This is a genomic window from Gandjariella thermophila, assembly GCF_005405885.1.
Lineage (GTDB): Bacteria > Actinomycetota > Actinomycetes > Mycobacteriales > Pseudonocardiaceae > Gandjariella > Gandjariella thermophila.
Genome location: NZ_BJFL01000020.1, coordinates 80,916 through 104,801, shown reverse-complemented (window position 1 = coordinate 104,801; position 23,886 = coordinate 80,916). Strand labels below are relative to the sequence as shown.

Here is a 23,886-nt window from a genome sequence, read left to right as displayed (position 1 = left end):
TGGGATGCCGGGCGGCCAATCCCCCTGGGCCATCGCTGGCGGAGGCATGGAAGCCATACCCGGCACCCCTGGGTCGTCGGAACCCTACGACCGGCCCCGAGCGACACAGGAAGAAGGTAAGGACTGCATGACATTCCACGCCGCGACACCGGAAACGACCGCAGCGCGCGCCAGGCCTCGAGCTCGCGGACAAGGAAGGAAGAACTCATGACCGACACCGCCGTGGCGGACGTGGGGGCGACCGCGAAGGCGGGGCACCAACCGGGCCAGCAGCCAGGCCAGTTCAGCCGCGCGCAGATCCTCACCATCTTCAGCGGCCTCATGCTGGGCATGTTCCTGGCCGCGCTGGACCAGACGATCGTCAGCACGGCGATCAGAACCATCGCCGACAGCCTCAACGGGCTCAGCCTGCAGGCCTGGGCGACCACCGCCTACCTGATCACCGCGACGATCTCCACCCCGCTGTACGGCAAGCTGTCCGACCTCTACGGCCGGAAGCCGTTCTACCTGACCGCGATCTTCGTGTTCGTGGTGGGCTCGCTGGCCTGCACGTTCGCCCAGTCCATGTACCAACTCGCGGCGTTCCGCGCGGTGCAGGGACTCGGCGCCGGCGGGTTGATGTCGCTCGCCCTGGCGATCATCGGGGACATCGTGCCGCCCCGGGAGCGGGCCAGGTACCAGGGCTTCTTCCTGGCGGTGTTCGGCACGTCCAGCGTGCTGGGGCCGCTGATCGGCGGCTTCCTGGCCGGCCAGGCGCACATCCTCAACATCGCCGGCTGGCGCTGGGTGTTCCTGGTCAACGTGCCGATCGGGGTGCTCGCGTTCATCGTGGTCGCCGCGGTGCTGAACATCCCGCACACCCGCCGCGACCACCGCATCGACTGGTTCGGCGCGATCGCCATCTCGATCTGCCTGGTCCCGTTGCTGATCGTCGCCGAGCAGGGCCGCGGCTGGGGCTGGGGGTCGCAGCGGTCGCTGATCTGCTACGGCATCGGCGCCGTCGGGTTGATCCTGTTCCTGCTGGCCGAGCGCCGGGTCGGGGACGACGCGCTGCTGCCGCTGCGGCTGTTCCGCAACGGGGTGTTCAGCACCACGTCGCTAGCCGGGTTCATCGTCGGCATGGGCATGTTCGGCGGGATCATGCTGATCCCGCAGTACCTGCAGATCGTCAAGGGTGCCTCGCCGACCAAGGCCGGCCTGCTGACGCTGCCGCTGGTGCTCGGAATCATGATCGGCTCGGTGCTCTCCGGCCAGATCACCGCGAGGACCGGCCGGTACAAGATCTTCCCGGTGATCGGCACGCTGCTGATGCTTGGTGCCGCGCTGCTGTTCCACGGGCTCACCGTGGACACCCCGCTGTGGCAGGCGGACATCGACATGCTGGTGTTCGGCCTCGGCCTCGGCAACTGCATGCAGACGCTGACGCTGGCCGTGCAGAACGCGGTGCCGGCCAGGGACATGGGCGTGGCCACCGCGTCGTCCACGTTCTTCCGCCAGATGGGCGGCACCCTGGGCACCGCGGTGTTCCTGTCCATCATGTTCAGCACGGTGACGGACAAGATCGCCGGTGCGTTCCGGGACGCGGTGCGCACGCCGGACTTCCAGGCCGCCGTGCGGGATCCGGCCGTCCAGGCCAACCCGGCGGACCAGGGCGTGCTGCGGGCGCTCGCCAGCGGCGGTGGCGGCGGTAACACCAACGGCGTGCTCAACGACTCGTCGTTCATCCAGCACCTCGACCCCCGGCTGGCCCGGCCCTTCCTGGTCGGTTTCGCGCAGTCGATGGACCTGGTGTTCCTGGTCGCCGCCGGGGTGATCGTGCTCGCCTTCGGAGTGACGCTGTTCATCAGGGAGATCCCGCTGCGGGAACGCTCCGGGCTGGCCGAGCGGGCGGCGGAGAACGCCGGCGGGGTGGCGGCGACCGTCGTGCCGAGCACCGAGACCGCCCCGGCGGTGAACGGCGCCGCCGGGAACGGTCGCTCCCTCGCACTCGCCACGGGCGGCAGGCACGCCCTGGAGACGGTCGGCGCCGCGACCGAGTACACCCGATCCCAACCCGGAGCAACCCCGATGACCAGCGTGAACGAGCTCTCCCGGCCGGCAGGCGGAGTGGCCGGCACGGTGCGCAGGGCGGATGGCACGCCGATCCCGGAGGCCGCGCTCACCCTGATCGACCCGCGCGGTCAGCAGATCGCCAGGACGGTCACCGACGGAGCCGGCCGGTACCACGTGCGCGTCCCGCAGAACGGCAGCTACGTCCTGATCGCCTCGGCCGGGGCGCACCAGCCGCAGGCGTCGATGGTGGCGGTGAACGGTAGCCAGGTCGACCTGGACATGGTGCTCTCCGGCACCACCCGGATGGTCGGCGTGGTCACCGTGGCCGGCACCGGCGCCCCGGTGGCCGGCGCCGCGGTGACCCTCACCGACGTGCGCGGCGAGGTGGTGGCCGCCCGGGTCACCGGCGCCGATGGCGGCTACGCGCTGGACGAGTTGGTCGCCGGCGGCTACACGCTGGTCGCCAGCGCCCCCTCCTACCACCCGGTCGCCGTCGCGGTGACCGTGCCGGACGTCGGCGAGGTGCGCCAGGACGTGGAACTGCTCGGTGGGGCGAGGCTGTCCGGCACGGTGTCCGCGGGACCGGAGGGGCGGCCGGTGCCGGACGCCAGGGTCACCCTGGTGGACGCGAGCGGCACCGTGGTCAGCGCGACCACCAGCGGCCCGGACGGCGGCTACTCCTTCGACGACCTGCCGGCCGGCGAGTACACCGTGATCGCCAGCGGGTACCCGCCGGTGGCCACCGCGCTGCGGATCGGCACCGGCGAGGAGGGCCGGCACGACGTGACCCTGGGCTACCCCGATGAGTGACGGAGGAGCGAACGCGATGGGCGCGGGTTCGGTGCGCGCGCAGGTACGGACCAGCGACGGGTGGCCGGTGCGGAACGCCGTGCTCACCCTGACCGACCTGTCCGGGCGGCAGGTCGACCGGGTGGTGGCCGACGAGGACGGCGCGGTGGCCTCCGCGCCGCTGCCGCCCGGCAACTACACCGCGATCGTCACCGCGGCCGGGCACGCGCCGGTCGCCCGCACCGCCATGGTCGGGGAGAGCAGCGACGCCTCCCTCGGCGTGGTGGCCCTGGCCCGGCTGGGTGGCCGCGCGCTGCCCGAGCCGGGACCGTGGACGATCGACCCGGTGCACTCGTCGATCGGGCTGGTCGCCCGGCACCTCGGGCTGTCGAGCATCCGCGGCCGGTTCGGCGAGTTCGGTGGCCGGATCGACGTGGCGCAGCCCTTTGAGCGGTCCAGGGCGCACGCGGTGATCAAGGCCGCGAGCATCGACACCGGCAACCGGACCCGGGACGATCACCTCCGCTCCGCCGACTTCCTGGAGGTCGAGCAGCACCCGACGATCGAGTTCCGCAGCAGGGTGCTCAGCGCCGCGGGGGAGGACGCCTGGACGCTGGACGGTGAGTTGACCGTGCGCGGGCGGACCCGGCCGGTTCGGCTGGCCATGACCTACCTCGGCGTCGGCCCGGACCCCTGGGGCGGCACCCGGGCCGCGTTCGCGGCCACCACCGAACTGCACCGGGACGACTTCGGGATCACCTTCAACCAGGTGCTTCAGGCCGGGATCGACGCGATCGGCGCGACGGTGCGGGTGGAGTTGGACATCCAGGCCGTGCAAGGTGAGACCCTGCCCTGGTAGCCGCCGAGGCTACCGGGCCCTGACTATGCTGGGCCCATGCGGCAGCTCTGGCACCCCGAGCCGGAGGAGATCACCCTCACCGGAGTGCTCAGCGCGCTGGGGGACCCGATCCGGCTGAGCATCGTCGGCGTGCTCGCCGACGGTCGGGAGCACGGCGTGGGCGAGTTCCAGTACCCGATCGCCAAGTCGACGCTCAGCCACCACGCCAAGGTGCTGCGCGAGGCCGGCATCACCTTGACCCGGCAGGAGGGCACCCGATGCTTCGTCTCGCTGCGTCCCGAGTTGGAGGAGCTGTTCCCCGGGGTGATTCCGAGCGTGCTGGCCGCGTCGGCCGGTCGGACCGACCGGGCGCCGGCCGACCGGGCGCGCCGGGCCACCGTCCACTAGCGTCGTGACCCGCGCATACCGCAACGGTGGTGGAGGGACCATGCGCCCGTGGCCAGGTACGGCCTACCCGCTGGGCGCCAGCTACGACGGCGCCGGTACCAACTTCGCGCTGTTCTCCGAGGTGGCCGAGAAGGTCGAGCTGTGCCTGTTCGACGAGCACGACGCGGAGACCCGGATCCGGTTGGAGGAGGTCGACGGCTTCGTCTGGCACGGCTACCTGAACGGTGTCGGCCCCGGTCAGCGCTACGGCTACCGGGTACACGGTCCGTACGACCCGGCCCGCGGCCTGCGTTGCAACCCGGCCAAACTGCTGATCGACCCGTACGCCAAGGCGGTGTCCGGTGAGGTCATCTGGCACGAGGCGGTGTTCGGCTACACCTTCGGCGCGGAGAACGACCGCAACGACCTCGACTCCGCCCCCTACGTGCCGAAGTCCGTGGTGGTCAGTCCGTTCTTCGACTGGGCGGACGACCGGCACCCGCGCACCCCCTACCACGACACCGTGATCTACGAGGCGCACGTGCGCGGGCTCACCCTGCGCCACCCGGGCATCCCCGAGGAACTGCGCGGCACCTATGCGGGGCTGGCGCACCCGGCGATGATCGAGCACCTGGAGCGGCTCGGGGTCACCGCGGTCGAGTTGATGCCGGTGCACCAGTTCGTCTCCGAGCACGGGCTCGTCCAGCGGGGGCTGCGGAACTACTGGGGCTACAACCCGATCGCCTACTTCGCGCCGCACGACGGCTACGCCGCCGGCACCGCGCAGGCCAACCAGGTGCCCGAGTTCAAGGCGATGGTGCGCGCCCTGCACCAGGCGGGCATCGAGGTCATCCTGGACGTGGTCTACAACCACACCGCCGAGGGCAACCACCTCGGGCCGACGCTGTCCATGCGCGGCATCGACAACGAGGCCTACTACCGGCTGGCCGAGGATCCCCGCTACTACACCGACTACACCGGCACCGGCAACTCGCTGAACGTGCGCAACCCGCACACCCTGCAGCTCATCATGGACTCGCTGCGCTACTGGGTGACCGAGATGCGGGTCGACGGCTTCCGCTTCGACCTGGCTGCCACGCTGGCCCGGGAGTTCTACGACGTGGACCGGCTGTCCGCGTTCTTCGACATCGTCCAGCAGGACCCGGTGATCAGCCAGGTGAAGCTGATCGCGGAGCCGTGGGACGTCGGGCCGGGCGGCTACCAGGTGGGCAACTTCCCGGTGCTGTGGACCGAGTGGAACGGCAAGTTCCGGGACACCGTGCGGGACTTCTGGCGCGGCCAGCCGGCCACGCTCGGCGAGTTCGCCTCCCGCATCACCGGTTCCTCGGACCTGTACCAGGCCGACGGCCGCCGCCCGTTCGCGTCGATCAACTTCGTCACCGCGCACGACGGGTTCACCCTGACCGACCTGGTGTCCTACAACGCCAAGCACAACGAGGCCAACGGCGAGGGCAACCGGGACGGCAACGACGACAACCGGTCGTGGAACTGCGGCGCCGAGGGCCCGACCGAGGACGAGGCGGTGCTGGAGCTGCGGGCCAGGCAGCGGCGCAACTTCCTGGCCACGCTGCTGCTCTCCCAGGGCGTGCCGATGCTGCTGCACGGCGACGAGATCGGCCGCACCCAGCGCGGCAACAACAACGCCTACTGCCAGGACAGCGAACTGTCCTGGATGGACTGGTCGCTCGCGGAGACCAACGCCGACCTGCTCGCGTTCGCGTCGGCGGTGGTGCACTTCCGCCGGCAGCACCCGGTGTTCCGGCGGCGGCGGTTCTTCCAGGGCAAGCCGATCCGGCGGGGTGAGGAACTGCGGGACATCGCCTGGTTCACCCCGACCGGCGAGGAGATGTGCGAGGAGGACTGGGAGTCCGGCTTCGGCCGCAGCATCACCGTGTTCCTCAACGGGGACGGCATCTCCGACCGTGACCCGTGGGGCGAGCCGGTGCTGGACGAGTCGTTCCTGCTGTGCTTCAACGCGCACGACGGGGAACTGGAGTTCACCGTGCCGGAGCGCTACGGCCAGCGCTGGGCGGTGGTGCTGGACACGGTCACCGGTGAGGTGCTGCACGCCCTGGATGACCGCGCCGAGCCGCGTACCGTCGCCGCCGGCGGCACGATCAAGATGGTCCCGCGCTCGCTGGTCGTGCTGCAGCGGGTGGAGTGACGGTTCGTGCCGCCGGCGTCCACCTACCGGGTGCAGCTCTCGCCAGGTTTCACCCTGGACGACCTGGCCGGGCTGGCGGACTACCTGGCCGCGCTGGGCGCCGGCGCGGTGTACACCTCCCCGCTGCTGCAGGCCGCGCCCGGATCCACGCACGGCTACGACGTGGTCGACCCGACCCGGGTCTCGGCCGCGCTGGGCGGTGAGATGGCGCGGCGGCACGCGGTCGACCGGCTGCGCGCGCTGGGCCTCGGCCTGGTGGTGGACATCGTGCCCAACCACATGGGGATCGCCGTGCCGTGGGCAAACCCGTGGTGGTGGTCGGTGCTGCGAGACGGGCCCGCGTCGCCGTACGGGCGGTTCTTCGACGTCGACTGGGACGCCGGGCCGCTGCTCGTCCCGGTGCTCGCCGACGACGGTGACGGCGGCGCGGCCGCACTGGGCGACCTGCGGCTCTCCGGCGACTGCCTGGCCTACTTCGAGCACCGCTTCCCGCTGGCGCCGGGCACGCTCGGCGGCGGCGTGGCCGCGGTGCACCAGCGGCAGCACTACCGGCTGGTGTCCTGGCGGCGGGCCACCACCGAGCTGAACTACCGGCGGTTCTTCGACATCACCTCGCTGGCCGGGGTGCGGGTGGAGGAACCGGAGGTGTTCCATGCCACGCACCGGGAGCTGCTGCGCTGGGTGGCCGCCGGGGAGGTGCACGGCCTGCGGGTGGACCACCCGGACGGGCTCGCCGACCCGGGCGGCTACCTGCGCCGGCTGCGGGCCGCCGCACCCGGCGCCTGGGTGGTGGTGGAGAAGATCCTCGCGGTGGGCGAGGGGCTGCCGGCGAGCTGGCCGGCGGACGGCACCACCGGGTACGACGCGCTGCGCGAGGTGTGCGGGCTGTTCGTCGACCCGGCCGGTGAGCCGGCCCTGACGGCGCTGGCCGAGCGGTGGTGCGGCCCGCAGGACGTGCGCGCGCTGGAACGCGACTGCCGGCGGCTGGTGGTGCGGGAGGCGCTGTGGGCGGAGGTGCGCCGGATCGCGCGGCTGCTTCCGGACTTCCCGGCGGACCGCGCCGAGCCGGCCGTCGCCGAGCTGCTCTGCGCGTTCCCGGTGTACCGCAGCTACCTGCCCGAGGGTCGCGGCCACCTGGACGCGGCGCTGCGCCTGGCCCGCGGCGCAAACCCCGAACTCGCCGACGTGCTCGACGCGATCGCCGCGCGGCTCGGCGCCGAGCCGACCGGGCCGCTGGCCGTGCGGCTGCAGCAGACCTCGGGCATGGTGATGGCCAAGGGCGTCGAGGACACCGCCATGTACCGGTTCCCGCGGTTCGTCGCGCTGAACGAGGTCGGCGGCGACCCGGCCCGGTTCGGCGTGCCGCCGGAGGAGTTCCATGCCGCCGCGGCGGCGCGGGAGGCGGGCTGGCCGGCCACCATGACCGCACTGTCCACACACGACACCAAGCGGTCCGAGGACGTGCGCGCCCGGCTGGCCGTGCTCGCCGAGCTACCCGACGACTTCGCCGCGCTGGTCGAGGCCGGTGCGGCAGGTCACCCGCTGCCCGATCCCACGCTGGAGCTGCTGGCCTGGCAGACGCTGGCCGGCGCGTGGCCGATCGGCGCGGACCGGCTGGTCGGCTACCTGATCAAGGCGGCCAGGGAGGCCAAGTTGCGCACCGCGTGGACCCGGCAGGACCCGGCGTTCGAGGGCGCGGTACGGGACTGGGCGCGCGCGGTGCTCGCCGACCCGCCGGCGGAGCTGGCCGCGCTGGTCGAGCGGATCACCCCGCCGGGCTGGTCGAACTCGCTGGGGCAGAAGCTGGTCCAGCTCGCCTCGCCCGGGGTGCCGGACGTCTACCAGGGCGCCGAGCTGTGGGACTTCTCGCTGGTCGACCCGGACAACCGCCGGCCGGTGGACTTCGACCGCCGCCGCGCGTTGCTGGCCCGGCTGGACGGCGGTTGGCTGCCCGAGGTGGACGCCACCGGCGCGGCCAAGCTGCTCGTGACGAGCCGGGTGTTGCGGCTGCGCCGGGACGCACCGGAGCTGTTCCGCGGCTACCGCCCGCTGGCCGCGGACGGACCGGCCGCGGCGCACGCCGTCGCGTTCGCCCGCGACCCCCGGCTCGTCGCGGTGGCCACCCGGCTGCCGGTCGGCCTGGCCCGCGGCGGCGGCTGGCGGGACACCACGCTCTCGCTGCCCGGCTCCGCGTGGACCGACGCGCTCACCGGCACCGTCCACTCCGGACACACGCTCGCGGTGGCCGACGTGTTGCACCGCTACCCGGTCGCCCTGCTGGTCCGGAGCGCGCAATGTTGAGCCGCGGCACGCCAAGACACCCCAGGGTGCGCCGTGCCGTCCGGCCCGCGACCGGGGTGGCAGGACGGAGCCCTGCCGTCGCGGTGGCGCGCGAACTCGCGGAGGGTACCGCACCGTGATCTCCGTGTGGGCGCCGCACCGGGAGCGGGTGAGGCTCCGCATCGGCGCCGAGGACCATCCGATGCGGCGCGGCGACGGCGGTTGGTGGCACGCCGACGCGCCCCGCCCCGGCACCGACTACGCGTTCCTGCTGGACGGCGATCCGCGACCGCTGCCCGACCCGCGCTCGCGGTGGCAGCCGAACGGCGTGCACGGCCCGTCCCGCTGGTACGACCATGCCGCCTACGCCTGGGGTGACCACGCGTGGACCGGGCGGAACCTGCCCGGCGCGGTGCTGTACGAGCTGCACGTCGGCACGTTCACCCCGGGCGGCACGCTGGATGCGGCGGTCGAGCGGCTGGACCACCTGGTCGACCTCGGCGTCGACTTCGTCGAACTGATGCCGGTCAACGCCTTCGACGGGACGGACGGCTGGGGCTACGACGGGGTGCTCTGGTACGCCGTACACGAACCGTACGGCGGGCCGGACGCGCTGAAGCGGTTCGTGGACGCCTGCCACCGGCGGGGCATCGGCGTGCTGCTCGACGTGGTCTACAACCACCTCGGACCGTCCGGCGCCTATCTCGGCGAGTTCGGCCCGTACTTCCGGGGCAGCACGATCTGGGGTCCTTCACTCAATCTGGACGGCCCGGACTCCGACGAGGTGCGCCGCTACGTGCTGGACAACGCGCTGGGCTGGCTGCGCGAGTTCCATCTGGACGGGCTGCGGCTGGACGCGGTGCACGCGCTGCACGACAGCCGCGCCACGCACCTGCTGGAGGAACTGGCCGCGGAGGTGGACGCGCTGTCCGCGCACCTGCGCCGGCCGCTGTCGCTGGTGGCCGAGTCCGACCTCAACGACCCCCGGCTGGTCACCGCCCGGGAGGCCGGCGGCTACGGGCTCACCGCGCAGTGGAACGACGACCTGCACCACTGTCTGCATGCGACGGTCACCGGGGAGCGGCAGGGCTACTACGCCGACTTCGGCTCGCTGGACGCGCTGGCCGCCACGCTGCGCGGGGTGTTCCTCCACGCCGGCACCTGGTCGTCGTTCCGCGGCCGCACGCACGGCCGGCCGGTGGACACCGCCCGCATCCCCGGCCACCGGTTCGTGGCCTTCCTGCAGAACCACGACCAGGTGGGCAACCGGGCCACCGGCGACCGCCTCTCGGCCAGCGTGTCCCCGGGCCTGCTCGGCTGCGCGGCCGCGATCCTGCTCTGCTCCCCGTACACGCCGATGATCTTCATGGGCGAGGAGTGGGCGGCCGGCACCCCGTGGCAGTTCTTCGCGTCGTTCCCGGACTCTTCGCTTGCCGACGCCGTGCGGAGCGGCCGGCGGGCCGAGTTCGCCGCGCACGGCTGGGGCGAGGCCGAGGTACCGGACCCGATGGACCCCGCCACCGTGGCCCGCTCCCGGCTGTGCTGGGACGAACTGGCCGAGCCGGCGCACCGGGCGGTGTTCGACCTGTACCGCGCGCTGATCCGGCTGCGCCGGGCCGAGCCCGACCTCACCGATCCCCGGGTGGACCGGCTGGTCGTGGACGTCGCCACCGAGCCGGGCTGGCTGGTGCTGCGCCGCGGCGGGCTGCGCCTGGCATGCAACCTCGGCCGGGAGACCGTCGACGTCCCGGTGGACCTGCCGCCCGGCGAGGTGCTGCTGGCGTCCGCGCAGGCACGCCCCGGTGAGCGCGCGGTGACACTGCCCGCCGAGTCCTTCGTGCTGCTCCGCGTCAACCGGGAAATGTTTCACTCATGTGAGTGATGGATGCCCCCACTCGATCGTGCAGCGATCCTGCCTACCCTGACTCCATGAGTTCGGATGTCGCGGCCGATCCGGTGGTCACCCTGCGTCGGACGGTGGACGCCGCGCTGGCCGAACTCGGGGCGCGCAGCGGGGACGACCCGGCGGACGTGGCGCGCCGAAGCTGGCAGGTGGCCGAGCGGCTGGACCGCGCGCTGCCCGGGCCGCTGCTGCACAGTACGGAAGCCCCGCTGGTGGACGCGGTCTCCACGGTCGCCGCCGCGCGCGAGCACCTGCGCTTCGCCGAGGCGATGGAAGCCTGCACCCTGCTCTCCGCGGCCCGCGGCCAGCTTCGCCGGGTCACCGGCACGACGGGCACCGAGGGCGCCGGCGCGGAGGGCTCCTCCCTGTACCACTCCCGCTGATCGTTCCGCCAAGACATCGGGTGGTTCTCCCCGGTCGGGCGGGTCGCCGCGACGCCGCCGATGGGCTGGAGCAGTTGGAGTTCGCTGCGCGGCCGCATCTCCGAGGACGCGATCAAGGCGCAGGCCAGGGCGATGCACGACCAGTTGCGCGGCCACGGGTACGTGTACGTCAACATCGACGCCGGCTGGTCCGACCACCAGGACGGCTACGGCCGGGACACCTGGGACACCACCAAGTTCGCGGAGCATGATGACGCTCTGGGCGATCGAGTCGGCGCCGCTGCTGCTCGGCACCGACCTCACCAGGTTGGAGCCGAGCGAGTTGCCGCTGCTCACCAGCGACGAGGTGATCGCGGTGGATCAGGCGGGGCGCCCGGCCTACCCGGTGTCCCAGGCCACGCCGCAGCAGGTGTGGTTCTCCGCGCAGCTCGGCGGGGCCACCGTGGTGGCGCTGTTCAACCTCGCCGGTGAGCCGGCGACGGTCACCGCCAACTGGTCCGACCTGGGCTTCGGCGGCACCGCGATGGTCCGTGACCTGTGGCCCCGCCAGTGGGTCGGCGCGGTGCCGGACCACTTCTCCGCGACGCTCGCGCCGCAGGCCTCCCGGCTGCTGCTGGTGTTCCCGACCCACCACTGAAGCCGCCCTGAGGGGCCCGGCGGAGGCCGGGCCCCTCAGGGCAGGTTGGCCAGCGGCCACACCTGCCCGGTGCCGCTGTCCACCAGGGCGGCGCGGCTGATCCGCGCGGTGAGCGGGAGCACGTCGTAGACGGCGGCCGCGATCAGCGGAAGCTGGTCCAGCCGGGCCCGCGGTGCCAGCGAGGAGTGCGGCAGCCACCGGTCGGTCTCGTAATGCTGGTGCACCACGGCGCCGGTGTCGCGCACCGCCTGGAGCACGGCCTGCTGCCGGGGCACCAGGTCGGCCGGCACGGCCGGCACCAGCGACACGCGCCCGCGGCGGAACGCGCCGACCGCGTCGAAGGTCACCTCGAACGGCTCGTGGTTGTCCAGCCGCTGCACCGCCGCGAGCACGCTGTCCAGGTCCCAGTCCAGCAGCACCACGTAGGACAGGTGCGGGTGGTGCAGGCCGTGGGTGTGCGAGCGAAGCGTGGGCACGCCGAGCTGTTCCAACCGGTCCCACATGCCGCGCAGGGTCCGTTCGGCGCGGCGGTCGAAGAGCAGGCAAACACCCAACGCCACCCAATCGACCTTAGCGTTCACGCCATTCGTCACGCCGTGCGCGTTCGCCGGTGCACGGCGTATTCGACCCGAATGCGGAAAACCGTTACCGCTGTGGGGGCTGGAACACCGGGGCGACCACCGGCGTGACCGGCTGCGGCTCACTCGCCTTACCGGTCTCGACCACGGCGGGCAGCGTGATCGTGGCTTCTTCCGGCTCGGTGCCATTCGATCCGGGTGCCTCGGGGACACTCGATCGCTGGTTCTGCCTGATGCGCTCGGTCAACGCACGGATACGCGCGGTCGTGTCGTCGCCCTTTCGATCAGATCCCGGTTGATCGGCGCGCCGCCTGGTTACCTTGTCCGGCGCCGACCTGCGCGCCGCGGAACGCCGCGCACCCGCCACGTAGGGGGCGAGCGCGGCACGAAGTTGCCTCGCGTTGGCCGCCGACAGGTCGATCGTGTACATCAGGCCGTCCAGGCCGAACTCGATGGTTTCCTGTGCTGGCGAACCATCGAGGTCGTCGACGAGCTCAACACGGACGTGCTGGGCCACCGCGCTCACCTCTACCGGTCGTCGTGAGCAACTGGTTCGATGCTCTGAGGAAAGATGGGCGACGAACGCTGTCTCCCCGTGCGGCCAGCATAGCTCAGGCGCGCTATAGCGCGAAACTCGGGCGTCCAGTATGGATTTCCTTCTCTCGCTAATGGCACCACGGAAAAGCGTCACTTCGGGGGTGGGATGTTGGTCGACGGGGCTCGCGTTTCCCGCACCGGGCGCGGCCTGCGCTACGGATGTGTACCCGTCCGCGTACCGGGGTAGGCCAACGTTACCGACGATCTGTACCGGAAGCGACGCCAGCCGACGCTGGCCGTACGACCACCATCGCGCGCAAGCTCGCGGACGAGGAGGAGCCACGATGCGGCACGATGAATTTGTCGGGCAGGTACAGGCTCGCGCGCGTCTCGCCAGCCGAGGAGAGGCGGAGCGGGCGACCCGGGCGACGCTGGAGACCCTCGCCGAGCGCATCCCCGGCGAGCTTGCCGACAACGTCGCCTCCCAGCTTCCCGAGGAGATCGGCGAGCACCTGCGCCGGGTCGCGGTGCGGCTGGACGAGGCGGCCGGCGAGCGGTTCGGCCTGAACGAGTTCATTGCGCGGGTCAGCGAGCGCAGCGGGGAGCAGGCACCGCAGGCGGCCTACACGGCCCGGGTGGTGCTGGAGGTGGTCGGCGAGGCCACCACCGGCGTGCTGCCGAAGATCCGCCAGTCGCTGCCTGCCGACGTGCAGGAACTGGTCGAGGCGGGCAGCAGCGGCCGGATGGAGTGAGCGGCCGATGACCGAGTTGCGCACGCGGCATCTCGGCCCCGGCGAGTACGCCGCCGAGGTCGACGAGGGCGAGAACACCACCCACCACCGCGTGGTGGTCACCCACGGCCTGATCGAGGACCTGGAGATTCCGGACGTCACCGAGGAGCAGGTGGTCCGGGAGTCGCTGGGCTTCCTGCTGGAGAAGCTGCCGAACACCTCCTTGCCGCACGACATCGACCTGGACGAGTTGAGCCGCGGCGACGACCGCTACGTTCCGGAACTCCAACGCCGGCTGGTCGGGTGACCCCCGGTTTCATCAAACTTCGGCGAGCGCGAGTCCGGCTGGGTCAAGGTGGCGCTGACCCCGGCCGCCTGACCGGCCCGGCGGCGGGCACCCCGCAGGGCCGGTAGCGCACCCTGGCGGGGTGCCCGTCCCGCCGGCACCGTCCCGGGCCGGTCAGGCGAGCTTCGCGTAGACGATGATGTTGTCCTTGTAGCTGTGCACGGCACCGTCGAAGGCCCCGCCGCAGGTGATCAGCCTGAGCTGGGGGTCGGGCGTGTTCCCGTACACCGCGTCGTTCGGGAACTGCTCCTTGGGCACCTGGTCGCGGTGGTCCACCACGAAGCGGAGTTGCTTACCGTCGCTGTTGGTGACGAACACCTCGTCACCCGGCTTCAGCTCGTGCAGCCGGTAGAAGATCCCCGGCTGGTGGTTGCCGTCCACGTGCCCCAGGATGATCGCCGGGCCGGGGTCGCCGGGCACCGGCCCGAGCCGGTACCAGGCGGCCTGCATGGGCTTGTCCACGCTGGGCACCTGCATCGAACCGTCCGGGTTCACCGCGACCGCGATCAGCGAGGACTGCGCGTCGATGCGGGGGATACGCACCTGCACCGGCCGGACCTTGGCCGACGCCGGCGCGTCCGACGCGGCCGCGGCGGAGGAAGCCGGGGGTGCTGCGGCCGGCGCCGTGGTGCCGGCACCGCCGCAGCCGGCCAGCAGCGCCGCGGAGGAGACCAGCAGGGTGGCCGCGAGCACGCGGCCACCCCGCCAACCGAGTCGACTCATCCCTTAGCCCTGCGCGGAAACGATCGCGGCCAGGTCGCCGGAACCGGTCTGCACGCCGCCCTTGGGCTGCACCTTGACCTGCCCGGCCTTGCTGCCCGTGGCGCCCTTGCCGGTGTTCACCACCGGGGCCGAACCCGGGGTCGGTCCGGGAAGGATCGTGAAGCGGAAGCTCAGCGTCTTGCCGGCGCAGTCGGCCGAGACGGTGTGCTCGCCCACGGTCGCGTGCGGGTCGACGGTGGCCAGCGCGCCCCAGATCCGCGGGTCCTCCGGGTCCTGCTCCAGCGGGTCGATGCGCAGGGCGTCGGAGTGCACGTTGGTCGGCTTGGCCTCCGCGCAGCCGACGATCACGAAGATCTGGCTGCCGTTGCCGACCAGGATGATGCCGTCCTCGAACGCCCCACCCGGCTTGGAGGTGCTGGTCGGGGGCGTGGTCGTCCGAGTCGTGCTGGGCGAGCTGGACGTGCTGCTCGGCGGCGCACTCGGCGTGCTGGAGGCCGTCGCCGAGGGGCTGGTGGACGAGGTCTCGCTCTCGGCCAAGGCGAGCGGGGTGACCGCCGCGCTGAGCACGATGCTGGCCAGCACGGCTTGGGTCAGCCGACCCAGGTGCTTTCTCACCATGATCTCCAGGAGATCTGCTCGGGCGCCGTTCCGCGCGGAATCGGCGCATTCGATGACGCAGCGGTGCGTAGGGCGCTTTTCCGCCTCGAACGGATCTCGGACGGATAACGGAATGTGTGCCGGGTGCGCGCCGTTCTCCCCGCGGAACCGCGCCTCATCCGACCACGTCAACCCCCATGCGACCGTGCGGCCGCCGAGCAACGCGGCGGCGGATGACATCGTGTCCGCACCCCCGGTTGAGGGCAATACGCCAAACGGTCGTAAGGGAAAGGAAAAGTGTGTGTCAAGGAACACGGTGGGTGTTGGTAACGCATTCCTGGTACCCGCCTTCTTCGCGGAAGAATGTAACGGAGTGGCCGCGGAAATTCGACATCGCGTGTGCGGAGCCGGGTCGGCGGGCGCGGCGAGCCGCCAGCTTGCCCGCCGATCGTCGGCTAACCGGTACCCGGTGTGGCGGTAGGCGGGTGGTCCGGCGCGCCGTAGCGTCGAGGCCGCGGTGACCTGACGGACGCAAGGGGGCGAGCGTGCGCGACCAGCCGACCGTGGCCGACCCGTATCCCTGGTACGCGCGGCTGCGCACGGAGGCGCCCGTGTGCCGGGTGCGGCAGGAGGGTGGGCTGGAGATCTACCTGGTCACCCGGTACGAGGACGCGCGGCGGGCGCTGACCGACCCCCGGCTGTCCAAGAACCCCGAGGTGGGCGCGGAGACGCTGGCCGCGGCCGGTGAGCACACCTACCGGGCCGTCGCGGTCGCGCTCGCCGGCAACATGCTGGGCACCGATCCGCCGGAGCACACCCGGCTGCGCCGGCTGCTGTCCGCGGCGTTCACCCAGCGCCGGGTGGAGGGGCTGCGGCCAAGAGTGCAGGCGATCACCGACGGCCTGCTCGACGCCGTGTCCGGACGGCGCGAGGTGGACTTGATGGACGCCCTCGCCTTCCCGCTGCCGATCACGGTGATCTGCGAACTGCTCGGCGTGCCCGCGGCGGACCGGGACGACTTCCGCCGGTGGACCACCGCGTCGCTGCTGCCCTACGGCCGGCCCGCGCAGGCGGACGGCACCCGGGCGCTCAACGAGTACCTGGCCGCGCTCATCAAGGCCAAGCGGGACCGCCCGTCCGACGACCTGATCAGCGCGCTGATCACGGCCAGCGCCGACGGCCGGCTCTCCGCGGACGAGGTGCTGGCCAACGCGGTGCTGCTGCTCATCGCCGGGCACGAGACCACGGTCAACCTGATCGGCAACGGCGTGCTCGCCCTGCTGCGCGAGCCGCACCTGTGGCGGGAACTGCGCCGGGACCCGGGACTCGTGCCGGGGGCGGTAGAGGAACTGCTCCGCTACGACGGTCCGGTGGAGCGGGCCACGTCCCGGTTCGCCGCCGAGGACGTGGAGATCGCCGGGGTGACGGTGCCGAAGGGCAGCGTGGTGATCGTGGCACTCGGCTCGGCCGACCGCGACCCGGAGCGGTTCCCCGACCCGGACACCGTCGACCTGCGCCGCGGCGAGAACCCGCACCTCGCCTTCGGCCACGGCATCCACTACTGCCTCGGCGCCCCGCTGGCCCGGATGGAAGGCCAGATCGCCATCGGCACGCTGCTGCGCCGCTTCCCCGATCTCGCGCTCGCCGCCCCCGCCGGCGCGCTCGTCTGGCGGGAAAGCCGGCTGATGCGCGGCCTCACCGCCCTCCCGGTCGCCCTGGGCGCGCCCGCCCCGGCGCCCGGCTAGCGTGGAGCCCGATCCTGCGGACCGGCCACCACGACGCCGGGCGGCGAGGGAGGACCCTGGACCGCGACGTCGAGGTGATCGGCGAGGTGAGCGCCGAGATCTGGTTCCGCTCCAGCCTGCCGCACGCCGACGTGTTCGTCCGGCTCTGCGACGTCGACCCGCGCGGCCGCTCGTACAACGTCTGCGACGGTCTGGTCAGCCTGTCCGGGGCCGACGAGATTTCCCGCGCCACCGTCCGGCTGTGGCCGACCGCGCACCGGTTCCGGCGCGGCCACTGGATCAGGGTCCAGGTCGCCAGCGGCGCCTTCCCCCGTTACGCCCGCAATCCCGGCACCGGTGGCCGCACGTCACCGCCACCGCCCTCCGCGCTGCCGACCAGGCCGTCTACCACGACCCCGCGCACCCGTCGGCGGTGATCCTGCCGGTCCGAGAACCGGCTGACCGAGCCGTCAGGTGAAGCCATCGACGCTACGCCGCGCGACCGCGCGAACCCGCGAAAAAATGTGGTCGGCCGTGTCGAACGGGCCGGGGCGTGTTCGACGCGTAGCTGAGCGCTCGGATGGGCCGGGCGCACAGCAGAGGGAGACGGCGATGCGGTTCATGGTGATCGTGAAGGCGACCGAGCGGTCCGAGGCGGGCGAGCTGCCCACCAAGGAGGAGATCGAGGAGATGGGCCGGTTCAACGAGGAACTGGTCAAGGCGGGCGTGATGCTCGCCGGGGAGGGGCTGCGGGACAGCTCGAAGGGCGTGCGGATCGCCTACTCGGGCAAGGACCGCACGGTGGTCGACGGGCCGTTCGCGGAGACCAAGGAACTGGTGGCGGGCTTCTGGCTGTGGCAGGTGAAGTCCAGGGAGGAGGCCATCGAGTGGGCCCGGCGCATCCCGTTCCAGGAAGGTGAGGTGGAGCTGCGCCAGGTTTTCGAGTCGGACGACTTCGCCGACATCGCGCCCGACGCGATCGAGCAGGAGAAGCGGCTGCGCGCCGAGGTGGAGGCGCAGCAGCGGTAGCCGGGCTCGGCGTTGCCCGCCGGGGCGGAAGCTGCTCAGATTGACCGCGTGGCGGCTTCCGACCCGGCGGCCGGGCGGCCGGCCCGGGAACGTTCCGAGGCCGACGACCCGAGGCGCACCATCGACGCGGTGTGGCGGATCGAGTCCGCGCGGCTGATCGCCGGTCTCGCGCGGATGGTGCACGACGTCGGCTTCGCCGAGGAGCTGGCGCAGGACGCGCTGGTCGCGGCGCTGGAGCAGTGGCCGGAGTCGGGTGTGCCGGACAACCCGGGCGCCTGGCTGATGGCCATCGCCAAGCGCCGCGCGATCGACGCGTTCCGCCGGCGGGAGCGGCTCGCGCGCAAGGTGGACGAGCTGGGCCGGGACCTGGCGTCCCGGGGCGAGACCGAGGCCCTGCCGGACCCGGGCGACGACATTGACGACGACCTGCTGCGGCTGATGTTCGTCTCCTGCCACCCGGTGCTGTCCATGCAGGCGCGGGTGGCGCTCACCCTCCGGCTGCTGGGCGGGCTGACCACCGAGGAGATCGCCCGGGCCTTCCTGGTTCCGGAGTCGACGGTCGCTCAGCGCATCGTCCGGGCCAAGCGGACGCTGGCGGCCAGGCGGGTGCCGTTCGAGGTGCCCGCCGGCGCGGACCGCGCCGCCCGGCTGTCCTCCGTGCTCGAAGTGATCTACCTGGTGTTCAACGAGGGGTACTCGGCCACCGCGGGGGACGACTGGGTGCGGCCCGCGCTGTGCGAGGACGCGCTGCGGCTGGGCCGGGTCCTGGCCGGCCTGGCGCCGAAGGAGCCCGAGGTGCACGGGCTGGTCGCGCTGATGGAGTTGCAGGCGTCCCGGCTGCGCGCCCGGACCGGGCCGGACGGCGAGCCGATCCTGCTGCTCGACCAGGACCGTGGCCGGTGGGACCGGTTGCTCATCCGGCGGGGCCTGGCCGCGCTGGAGCGGGTGGAGCGGCTGGGCGGCGGCCGGGGGCGGTACGCGGTGCAGGCCGCGATCGCCGCCTGCCACGCCAGGGCCCGCACCGCGGACGAGACGGACTGGGTGCGCATCGCCGCGCTGTACCACGCGCTCGCCGAGGTGGCGCCGTCGCCGGTGGTCGAGTTGAACCGGGCGGTCGCGATGTCCATGGCGTTCGGCCCGGCCGCCGGGCTGGAACTGGTGGACGCGCTGGCCGGTGAGCCGGCGCTGGCCGGCTACCACCTGCTGCCCAGCGTGCGCGGCGACCTGCTGGTCAAGCTGGGCCGGCGCGCCGAGGCGCGCGGCGAGTTCGAGCGGGCCGCGGCGCTGACCCGCAATGGCCGGGAGCGGGCCCTGCTGCTGGATCGGGCGGCGGCATGTGAGCGTGGGCGGGCCGGCGATCGGTGAGACGCCGGTCGGCAGGCACCCGCCGGGAAGGTCGGCAACGGCCACCGCCCCGGACCGGTCCGCGGCCACGGTGCGAGGGAGGACCATGACAGCCCTGGACAGTCTGCTGCCGCGGCCCGTCCACGCCGCGGCGACCGGCGGGACGCTGGCGCTGGACGAGCGCAGCGCGGTGGCCGCGGCGGGGGAGGCGGAGCCGGCGGCGCGCTGGTTCCGGCACACCGTCGGCTCCGCCACCGGGCTGCCACTGCCGCCCGGCGGCGCGGATGCCACGGTGCGCTTCGCCGTCGACCGGTCCGGCGCCCCGGGCCCGGGCGGCTACCGGCTGCGGATCACTGCGGACGGCGTGCGGGTGACGGCCGCGGACGCGGAGGGCGCCGGCCACGCCGCGACCACCCTGCGGCAACTGCTCGGCCCCGCCGCGTTCCGCCGCGCCCCGGTGTCGGCGCGGCGGTGGGAACTGCCGTGCGGGGAGGTGGTCGACGCGCCCCGGTTCGCCTGGCGCGGCTGCCTGCTCGACGTGGCCAGGCACTTCCTGCCCAAGGACGGCGTGCTGCGCTTTGTCGACCTGCTCGCCGCGCACAAGCTGAACGTGCTGCACCTGCACCTCACCGACGACCAGGGCTGGCGCATGCAGGTGCTGCGCTACCCGAGGCTGGCCGAGGTCGGCGGGTGGCGGGTCGGCTCCCGGGTCGGCTGGCACCGCGAGGCGGTGCACGACGGCCGGCCGCACGGCGGCTTCTACACCCAGGAGGACCTGCGCGAGATCGTGGCCTACGCGGCCGAGCGGCAGGTCATGGTGGTGCCGGAGATCGACATGCCGGGCCACGTGCGGGCCGTGCTCGCCGCCTACCCGGAGTTGGGCAACACCGCCGAGCCGGTCGAGGTGTGGCCGCTGTGGGGGATCAGCGAGCACGTGCTCAACGTCTCGGACGCCACGCTGGACTTCTTCCGGCACGTGCTGGACGAGGTGGTCGAGGTGTTCCCCGCGCCGTTCGTCCACATCGGCGGGGACGAGGTGCCGGCGACCGAGTGGGTGGCCAGCCCGGTGGCCCGGCGGCGGATGGCCGAACTCGGCCTGACCACCGAGGCCGAACTGCACACGTGGTTCCTCCGGCAGATGGCCGAGCACCTGGCCGGGCACGGCCGGCGGGCGATCGGTTGGGACGAGATCGGTGACGGCGGCGACCCCGGGCCCGGTGTCGTGATCGCGTCCTGGCGGGGCGAGGACGCCGGGGTGCGCGCCGCGGTGGCCGGTCACGACGTGGTGATGTGCCCGGAGCGGTACGTCTACCTCGACCACCGCCAGTCCGATGACCCGGACGAGCCGATCCCGGTCGGCTACCGCCGCGGCACCGCGGACGTCTACCGGTACGAGCCGGTCCCGGCCGGCATGCCGGCGGAGGCCGCGGCCCGGGTGCTCGGCGCCCAGGCGCAGCTATGGACCGAGCACCTGGACTCGCCCCGGCGGCTGGACTACGCGGCGTTTCCCAGGCTCGCCGCGTTCGCCGAGGTGGTGTGGAGCCCGGCGGACGCCCGCGACCCGGCCGACTTCGAACGCCGGCTGGTCGAGCACCACCTGCCCCGGTTGGACGCGCTCGGCGTGGAGTACCGTCCGCCGGCGGGTCCGCGCCCGTGGCAGACCCGCCCCGGCGTGCCCGGCCACCCGCTCGTCACCGATTCGGAATAATCCGCACCGCGGACCGCCGGCGGCGGTGCGGCGCCGGGCTCACGGCTTGCGGCCAACCCCGCAGAGGATCACCGACTCGGCCGGCGTGCCGAACTCGATCTCCGGGGAGTTCGGGCTGGTCTCCTCCGGATGCCAGGTCGGCGTCCACACCAGCCCCGGCTCGACCAGCTCGAAGTCGCCGAACAGCGCGCCGAAGTCGGTCCGGGAACGCCAGACCACCGGGCTGCTCGACGTGTCGTACATCCGCTTCAAGTCGACGAGGCCCCTGCCGACCTCGGCCGGCACTCCGTCGTCGGAGACATGCGACAGGACGAGGTAGGAGCCGGGGGACAGCAGCTCGCGGTAGCGGGCCACCGCCTGCGGGCCGATGTCGACGCCGTCCGGACCGGGCTGCTGCACGTGCAGCACGGCGACCAGCAGCAGCGCGATCGGCTCCGCCATGTCCAGCACCCCGGTCTGGATGGCCTGCTGCCACAGCTTGTCCGGGTTGCGCAGGTCGGCGTTGATCACCGCGTGGCGTTTCGGGTCGCCGTGCTTCTCCAGCAGCACCTGTGAGTGCGCCACCGCGACCGGTTCGTGGTCGACGTAGACGACGCGGGAGTCCGGCGCCACCTCGTCGGCCACCTGGTGGGTATTGCCCATGGTGGGTACGCCGGAACCGATGTCGATGAACTGCCGGACGCCCAGCCGGACCAGGTGCCGCACGGCGCGGTGCAGGAACAGCCGGTTGGCGATCGCGATCGGGCGGATCAGCGGGAACGAGGCAAGCACCCGCTCGCCGAACTCCCGGTCGATCGCCCAGTTCGCGGTGCCCCCGAGGTACCAGTCGTACACCCGGGCCACGCTGGGCCGTTCCAGGTCGACTCCCTGCGGTGGGAACGGATCGTGCTCGGCGTCGTCCACAACTATCCTCCCCGACGAATGATCACCGGCTGATCATCGTAGCGGATCATCACCCACTCGGGCGATACCGGTCCGTACCGGAACGGGCGGCCAGTGCCTGTTCTTGAACGCATCGCCCTGGCGCGTTCCGGTACTCCACATCGCAGTCTCGGGTCGCCGAACAGGCTGTCAGAACTCCAGTTCGGCGCGGAACCTCTCGACCATCTGCTGCAGGAAGTCCACCGTCTCGTTGCGTTCCAGCGCCGGCCCGCGCAGCCGGTCCCAGGCGTCCACGAACAGCTCGAAGTCGGTCTCGTCGTCGATGTAGATGCCGCCAGCCGCGTGCTCGACGAAGACGAAGTCCTTCGTCGCGTCGGAGAACCGCATGATGGTGAAGTCGTTGGGCACGTAAGGGATCTTGGCGTCGAACGGCAGCACGTGGATGAAGGTTCGCGGATATCTCTTCTCCAGCTCCAGCAGGTGCTGCACCTGATCCAGCGCCACCGAGGGGTTCGGGCCGCCGGGCATTCGGCGCAGCGCGCCCTCGCCCAGGATGAACCGGTAGTACGGCGGCTTCTTCAGGTCGAAGATCTGCTTGCGCTCCAGGCGGTTGCGCACCAGCGCGGTCACGTCCGTCGCCCTGGCCTCGCTGAACTGCTTGAGCATGTAGTGCTCGGACTGCAGCGGGCCGGGGATGCGCTCGCCGTGCCAGCTGAGGATCTCCGCCGCGGCGGGTTCGAGGTCGGTGAAGGTGCGGAACCAGTGCGGCACCGCGGAGCGGTAGCCGGTCCACTGGCCGCGCTGGCTCGCCGAGGACCGGGCGAGTTCCGTCATGATGTCGGCCTCCGCCTTGCTGACGCCGAACGCATCCAGCATTCGCTTCAGGTCCGCCATCTTGACCGCGACCGCACCCGACTCGATCTTGTTGATCTTTCCCTGGCCGCAGCCCAGCAGTTCGGCAACCTCCTGCTGGGTCATCCCCGCGGCCACGCGGGCGTGGCGGAGCTCGTTTCCGAGCTGTCTGCGTCGCGACGTCACCGTGCTGGGCACGGGCTCTCCACTCTCGGCTGGGCATACCCGACGAGTGGATCACTGTAGACCACGGCGGCCCGGTTCGGCACCCGCCGCACGGGCGCCGGCCGGACGATCACCCGGCTCGTCACACCGCTCGTCATGTGGCTTGCGATCCGGCTCGTGGTCCGGTCAGCGCAGGGGCTGGGCGCCACACCGGAATATTCATCGAACGCGCGGTCGAACGGTCTCATCGCTCGAGGCGGCCGGCGCGCACCGCCGCCAGGAAGGCCCGCCACGATGTGGCGGTGAAGGCGAGGACCGGACCGGATGGCCGCTTGCCGTCCCTGACCCCGACCACGCCCTCGGTGTCCAGGTTGATCTGGACACAGTTGCCACCGTTCGGCCCGCACGAGGCCGCGGCCGCCCACCCCCCGGTGGTGAAGGGGCTGGTGGTCGCGGCCTTGTGGTGCGTCATGGTTGCCCCCGAGGAGATGTAGGAGAAGTTGCCTCTCGACAGCCGGATTAATCCTCGGATACGATTATTCCCGACGCAAGCGCGGGGAGGTGCAGGGCCGTGACCACTGCCGCCGGGCAATCCATCGAGCTACCCGGGCCGAGGCGATCCCCTGCTCCGTTCCTGGTCTCCGGAACCGTCTGCGGGCGCAGCGTGGCGAAGGCCGTGCACAGTCCCGCGGACGTGTTGGAGGAGATCCTGCACTGGTGCGACCGTGACCCGAACGCGACCGGCAACTGGCAGGTGAGCAGCGATTATTCCGAGCCAATAACGCTCATCGCTCGGTTGAAGGCCGGGCTGGCCCGGGAGACGCGCCGGATCGTGCACCTGTTCCGGTTGCTGCCCGGCGTGCCGCTGGGCCACACGCTGACCGCGCGGTGCGGCGAGGCGCTGCCCATCGCGGACACCGAGTGGCTCGCCGTCGGGACCGGCATGCCGTGCGAGAGCTGCCTCGGCCTGGCCGCCAGGGACTACGTCGTGTCCCGCGCGGGCTACGCCCGCCGGCCGTAGGACCACGCCGCCGAGCCGGTGGCCTGACCACCCACCGGCTCGGCGGCCTCCCCTACGACGTCCCTTCGCCCGCGCCGGGCTGGAGCGCCGCGCTCGCCGGCTGCCGCAGGGACGGACCGGCGCGTCGGCTCCACCGACCGCCACCGGTGGAGCCGACGCGGCGGGGCCGGCCCCGCCGGCCCCCTCCACCGGCCG

General features: G+C 72.4%; 22 protein-coding genes and 1 pseudogene. 16 read left to right on the top strand and 7 right to left on the bottom strand.

All coding sequences use genetic code 11. The features are described from left to right. Window positions 1-207 precede the first annotated feature (207 nt). The 8 genes from FFT21_RS18375 (at window position 208) to FFT21_RS18340 (ending at window position 11,454) form a co-directional block, all read left to right on the top strand. Window positions 208-2,862 (top strand): MFS transporter, encoded by a 2,655-nt coding sequence (locus FFT21_RS18375; RefSeq protein WP_137815121.1) that lies wholly within the window; start codon window positions 208-210, stop codon window positions 2,860-2,862. Continuing rightward, entirely contained in the window at window positions 2,855-3,700 is an 846-nt protein-coding gene (locus FFT21_RS18370) for a YceI family protein (RefSeq protein WP_225978534.1), read from the top strand. Before FFT21_RS18375 ends, FFT21_RS18370 begins: the two co-directional genes overlap by 8 nt. Window positions 3,701-3,736: 36 nt before the next feature. After that, window positions 3,737-4,087, top strand: a complete 351-nt coding sequence (locus FFT21_RS18365; protein ID WP_137815120.1) for an ArsR/SmtB family transcription factor — start codon at window positions 3,737-3,739, stop codon at window positions 4,085-4,087. A 40-nt stretch (window positions 4,088-4,127) separates the two neighbouring features. Further along, on the top strand, window positions 4,128-6,251 hold the full coding sequence (glgX, locus tag FFT21_RS18360) for a glycogen debranching protein GlgX (RefSeq protein ID WP_137815119.1): 2,124 nt from the start codon (window positions 4,128-4,130) through the stop codon (window positions 6,249-6,251). 6 nt (window positions 6,252-6,257) lie between these two features. Continuing rightward, complete coding sequence (treY, locus tag FFT21_RS18355) at window positions 6,258-8,552, top strand: malto-oligosyltrehalose synthase (protein ID WP_137815118.1); 2,295 nt, start codon at window positions 6,258-6,260, stop codon at window positions 8,550-8,552. 115 nt (window positions 8,553-8,667) lie between these two features. After that, the gene (gene treZ / locus FFT21_RS18350; protein WP_137815117.1) at window positions 8,668-10,413 is read left to right on the top strand and encodes a malto-oligosyltrehalose trehalohydrolase; all 1,746 of its coding nucleotides are present in this window, start codon (window positions 8,668-8,670) and stop codon (window positions 10,411-10,413) included. A 47-nt stretch (window positions 10,414-10,460) separates the two neighbouring features. After that, window positions 10,461-10,817 (top strand): hypothetical protein, encoded by a 357-nt coding sequence (locus FFT21_RS18345; protein WP_137815116.1) that lies wholly within the window; start codon window positions 10,461-10,463, stop codon window positions 10,815-10,817. A 250-nt stretch (window positions 10,818-11,067) separates the two neighbouring features. After that, window positions 11,068-11,454, top strand: coding sequence for an alpha-amylase family protein (locus FFT21_RS18340; RefSeq protein WP_264081653.1), 387 nt, complete (start codon window positions 11,068-11,070; stop codon window positions 11,452-11,454). A gap of 35 nt (window positions 11,455-11,489) precedes the next feature. Here the strand turns inward: FFT21_RS18340 and FFT21_RS18335 are convergent, their stop codons facing one another. After that, a complete protein-coding gene (locus tag FFT21_RS18335; protein WP_137815115.1) occupies window positions 11,490-12,014 on the bottom strand; it encodes a 2'-5' RNA ligase family protein in 525 nt (174 codons plus the stop codon). An 85-nt stretch (window positions 12,015-12,099) separates the two neighbouring features. Further along, on the bottom strand, window positions 12,100-12,549 hold the full coding sequence (locus tag FFT21_RS18330) for a histone-like nucleoid-structuring protein Lsr2 (protein WP_137815114.1): 450 nt from the start codon (window positions 12,547-12,549) through the stop codon (window positions 12,100-12,102). Window positions 12,550-12,913: 364 nt separating this feature from the next. Here FFT21_RS18330 and FFT21_RS18325 point away from each other — a divergent pair, with 364 nt between their 5' ends. Continuing rightward, window positions 12,914-13,321, top strand: coding sequence for a DUF2267 domain-containing protein (locus FFT21_RS18325; protein WP_137815113.1), 408 nt, complete (start codon window positions 12,914-12,916; stop codon window positions 13,319-13,321). Window positions 13,322-13,328: 7 nt separating this feature from the next. Continuing rightward, window positions 13,329-13,607: a hypothetical protein gene (locus FFT21_RS18320; RefSeq protein WP_137815112.1), complete on the top strand. Its 279-nt coding sequence runs from the start codon at window positions 13,329-13,331 to the stop codon at window positions 13,605-13,607. A 153-nt stretch (window positions 13,608-13,760) separates the two neighbouring features. On the opposite strand, the gene FFT21_RS18315 is transcribed toward FFT21_RS18320, so the two are convergent. Continuing rightward, the gene (locus FFT21_RS18315) at window positions 13,761-14,369 is read right to left on the bottom strand and encodes a class F sortase (protein ID WP_137815111.1); all 609 of its coding nucleotides are present in this window, start codon (window positions 14,367-14,369) and stop codon (window positions 13,761-13,763) included. Window positions 14,370-14,372: 3 nt separating this feature from the next. Beyond that, window positions 14,373-14,987 (bottom strand): hypothetical protein, encoded by a 615-nt coding sequence (locus tag FFT21_RS18310; protein WP_137815110.1) that lies wholly within the window; start codon window positions 14,985-14,987, stop codon window positions 14,373-14,375. A gap of 524 nt (window positions 14,988-15,511) precedes the next feature. Between FFT21_RS18310 and FFT21_RS18305 the strand changes: the two genes are divergently transcribed. The 5 genes and pseudogenes from FFT21_RS18305 to FFT21_RS18285 all read left to right on the top strand — a co-directional run bounded on the left by FFT21_RS18305 (window position 15,512) and on the right by FFT21_RS18285 (window position 20,771). After that, the gene (locus tag FFT21_RS18305; protein WP_137815109.1) at window positions 15,512-16,711 is read left to right on the top strand and encodes a cytochrome P450 family protein; all 1,200 of its coding nucleotides are present in this window, start codon (window positions 15,512-15,514) and stop codon (window positions 16,709-16,711) included. Between the two features lie 56 nt (window positions 16,712-16,767). Further along, window positions 16,768-17,168 (top strand): annotated as a pseudogene (locus FFT21_RS18300) (CocE/NonD family hydrolase); the annotation flags it as partial. A gap of 134 nt (window positions 17,169-17,302) precedes the next feature. Further along, complete coding sequence (locus tag FFT21_RS18295; protein ID WP_137815108.1) at window positions 17,303-17,719, top strand: YciI family protein; 417 nt, start codon at window positions 17,303-17,305, stop codon at window positions 17,717-17,719. Window positions 17,720-17,767: 48 nt separating this feature from the next. Further along, complete coding sequence (locus tag FFT21_RS18290; RefSeq protein WP_371856822.1) at window positions 17,768-19,084, top strand: RNA polymerase sigma factor; 1,317 nt, start codon at window positions 17,768-17,770, stop codon at window positions 19,082-19,084. Between the two features lie 85 nt (window positions 19,085-19,169). Then, a complete protein-coding gene (locus tag FFT21_RS18285; protein WP_137815107.1) occupies window positions 19,170-20,771 on the top strand; it encodes a beta-N-acetylhexosaminidase in 1,602 nt (533 codons plus the stop codon). A gap of 39 nt (window positions 20,772-20,810) precedes the next feature. On the opposite strand, the gene FFT21_RS18280 is transcribed toward FFT21_RS18285, so the two are convergent. From FFT21_RS18280 to FFT21_RS18270, 3 genes are all read right to left on the bottom strand, one after another. Further along, window positions 20,811-21,674, bottom strand: a complete 864-nt coding sequence (locus FFT21_RS18280) for an SAM-dependent methyltransferase (RefSeq protein ID WP_137815106.1) — start codon at window positions 21,672-21,674, stop codon at window positions 20,811-20,813. A 168-nt stretch (window positions 21,675-21,842) separates the two neighbouring features. After that, window positions 21,843-22,703 carry a helix-turn-helix domain-containing protein gene (locus FFT21_RS18275; protein WP_137815105.1) on the bottom strand — a complete coding sequence of 287 codons (861 nt, stop codon included), beginning with the start codon at window positions 22,701-22,703 and terminating at the stop codon, window positions 21,843-21,845. A 211-nt stretch (window positions 22,704-22,914) separates the two neighbouring features. After that, window positions 22,915-23,142, bottom strand: coding sequence for a DUF397 domain-containing protein (locus tag FFT21_RS18270; RefSeq protein ID WP_137815104.1), 228 nt, complete (start codon window positions 23,140-23,142; stop codon window positions 22,915-22,917). Window positions 23,143-23,241: 99 nt separating this feature from the next. On the opposite strand from FFT21_RS18270, the gene FFT21_RS29845 reads away from it, so the two are divergent. Continuing rightward, complete coding sequence (locus FFT21_RS29845) at window positions 23,242-23,691, top strand: hypothetical protein (RefSeq protein ID WP_225978532.1); 450 nt, start codon at window positions 23,242-23,244, stop codon at window positions 23,689-23,691. Window positions 23,692-23,886 lie beyond the last annotated feature (195 nt).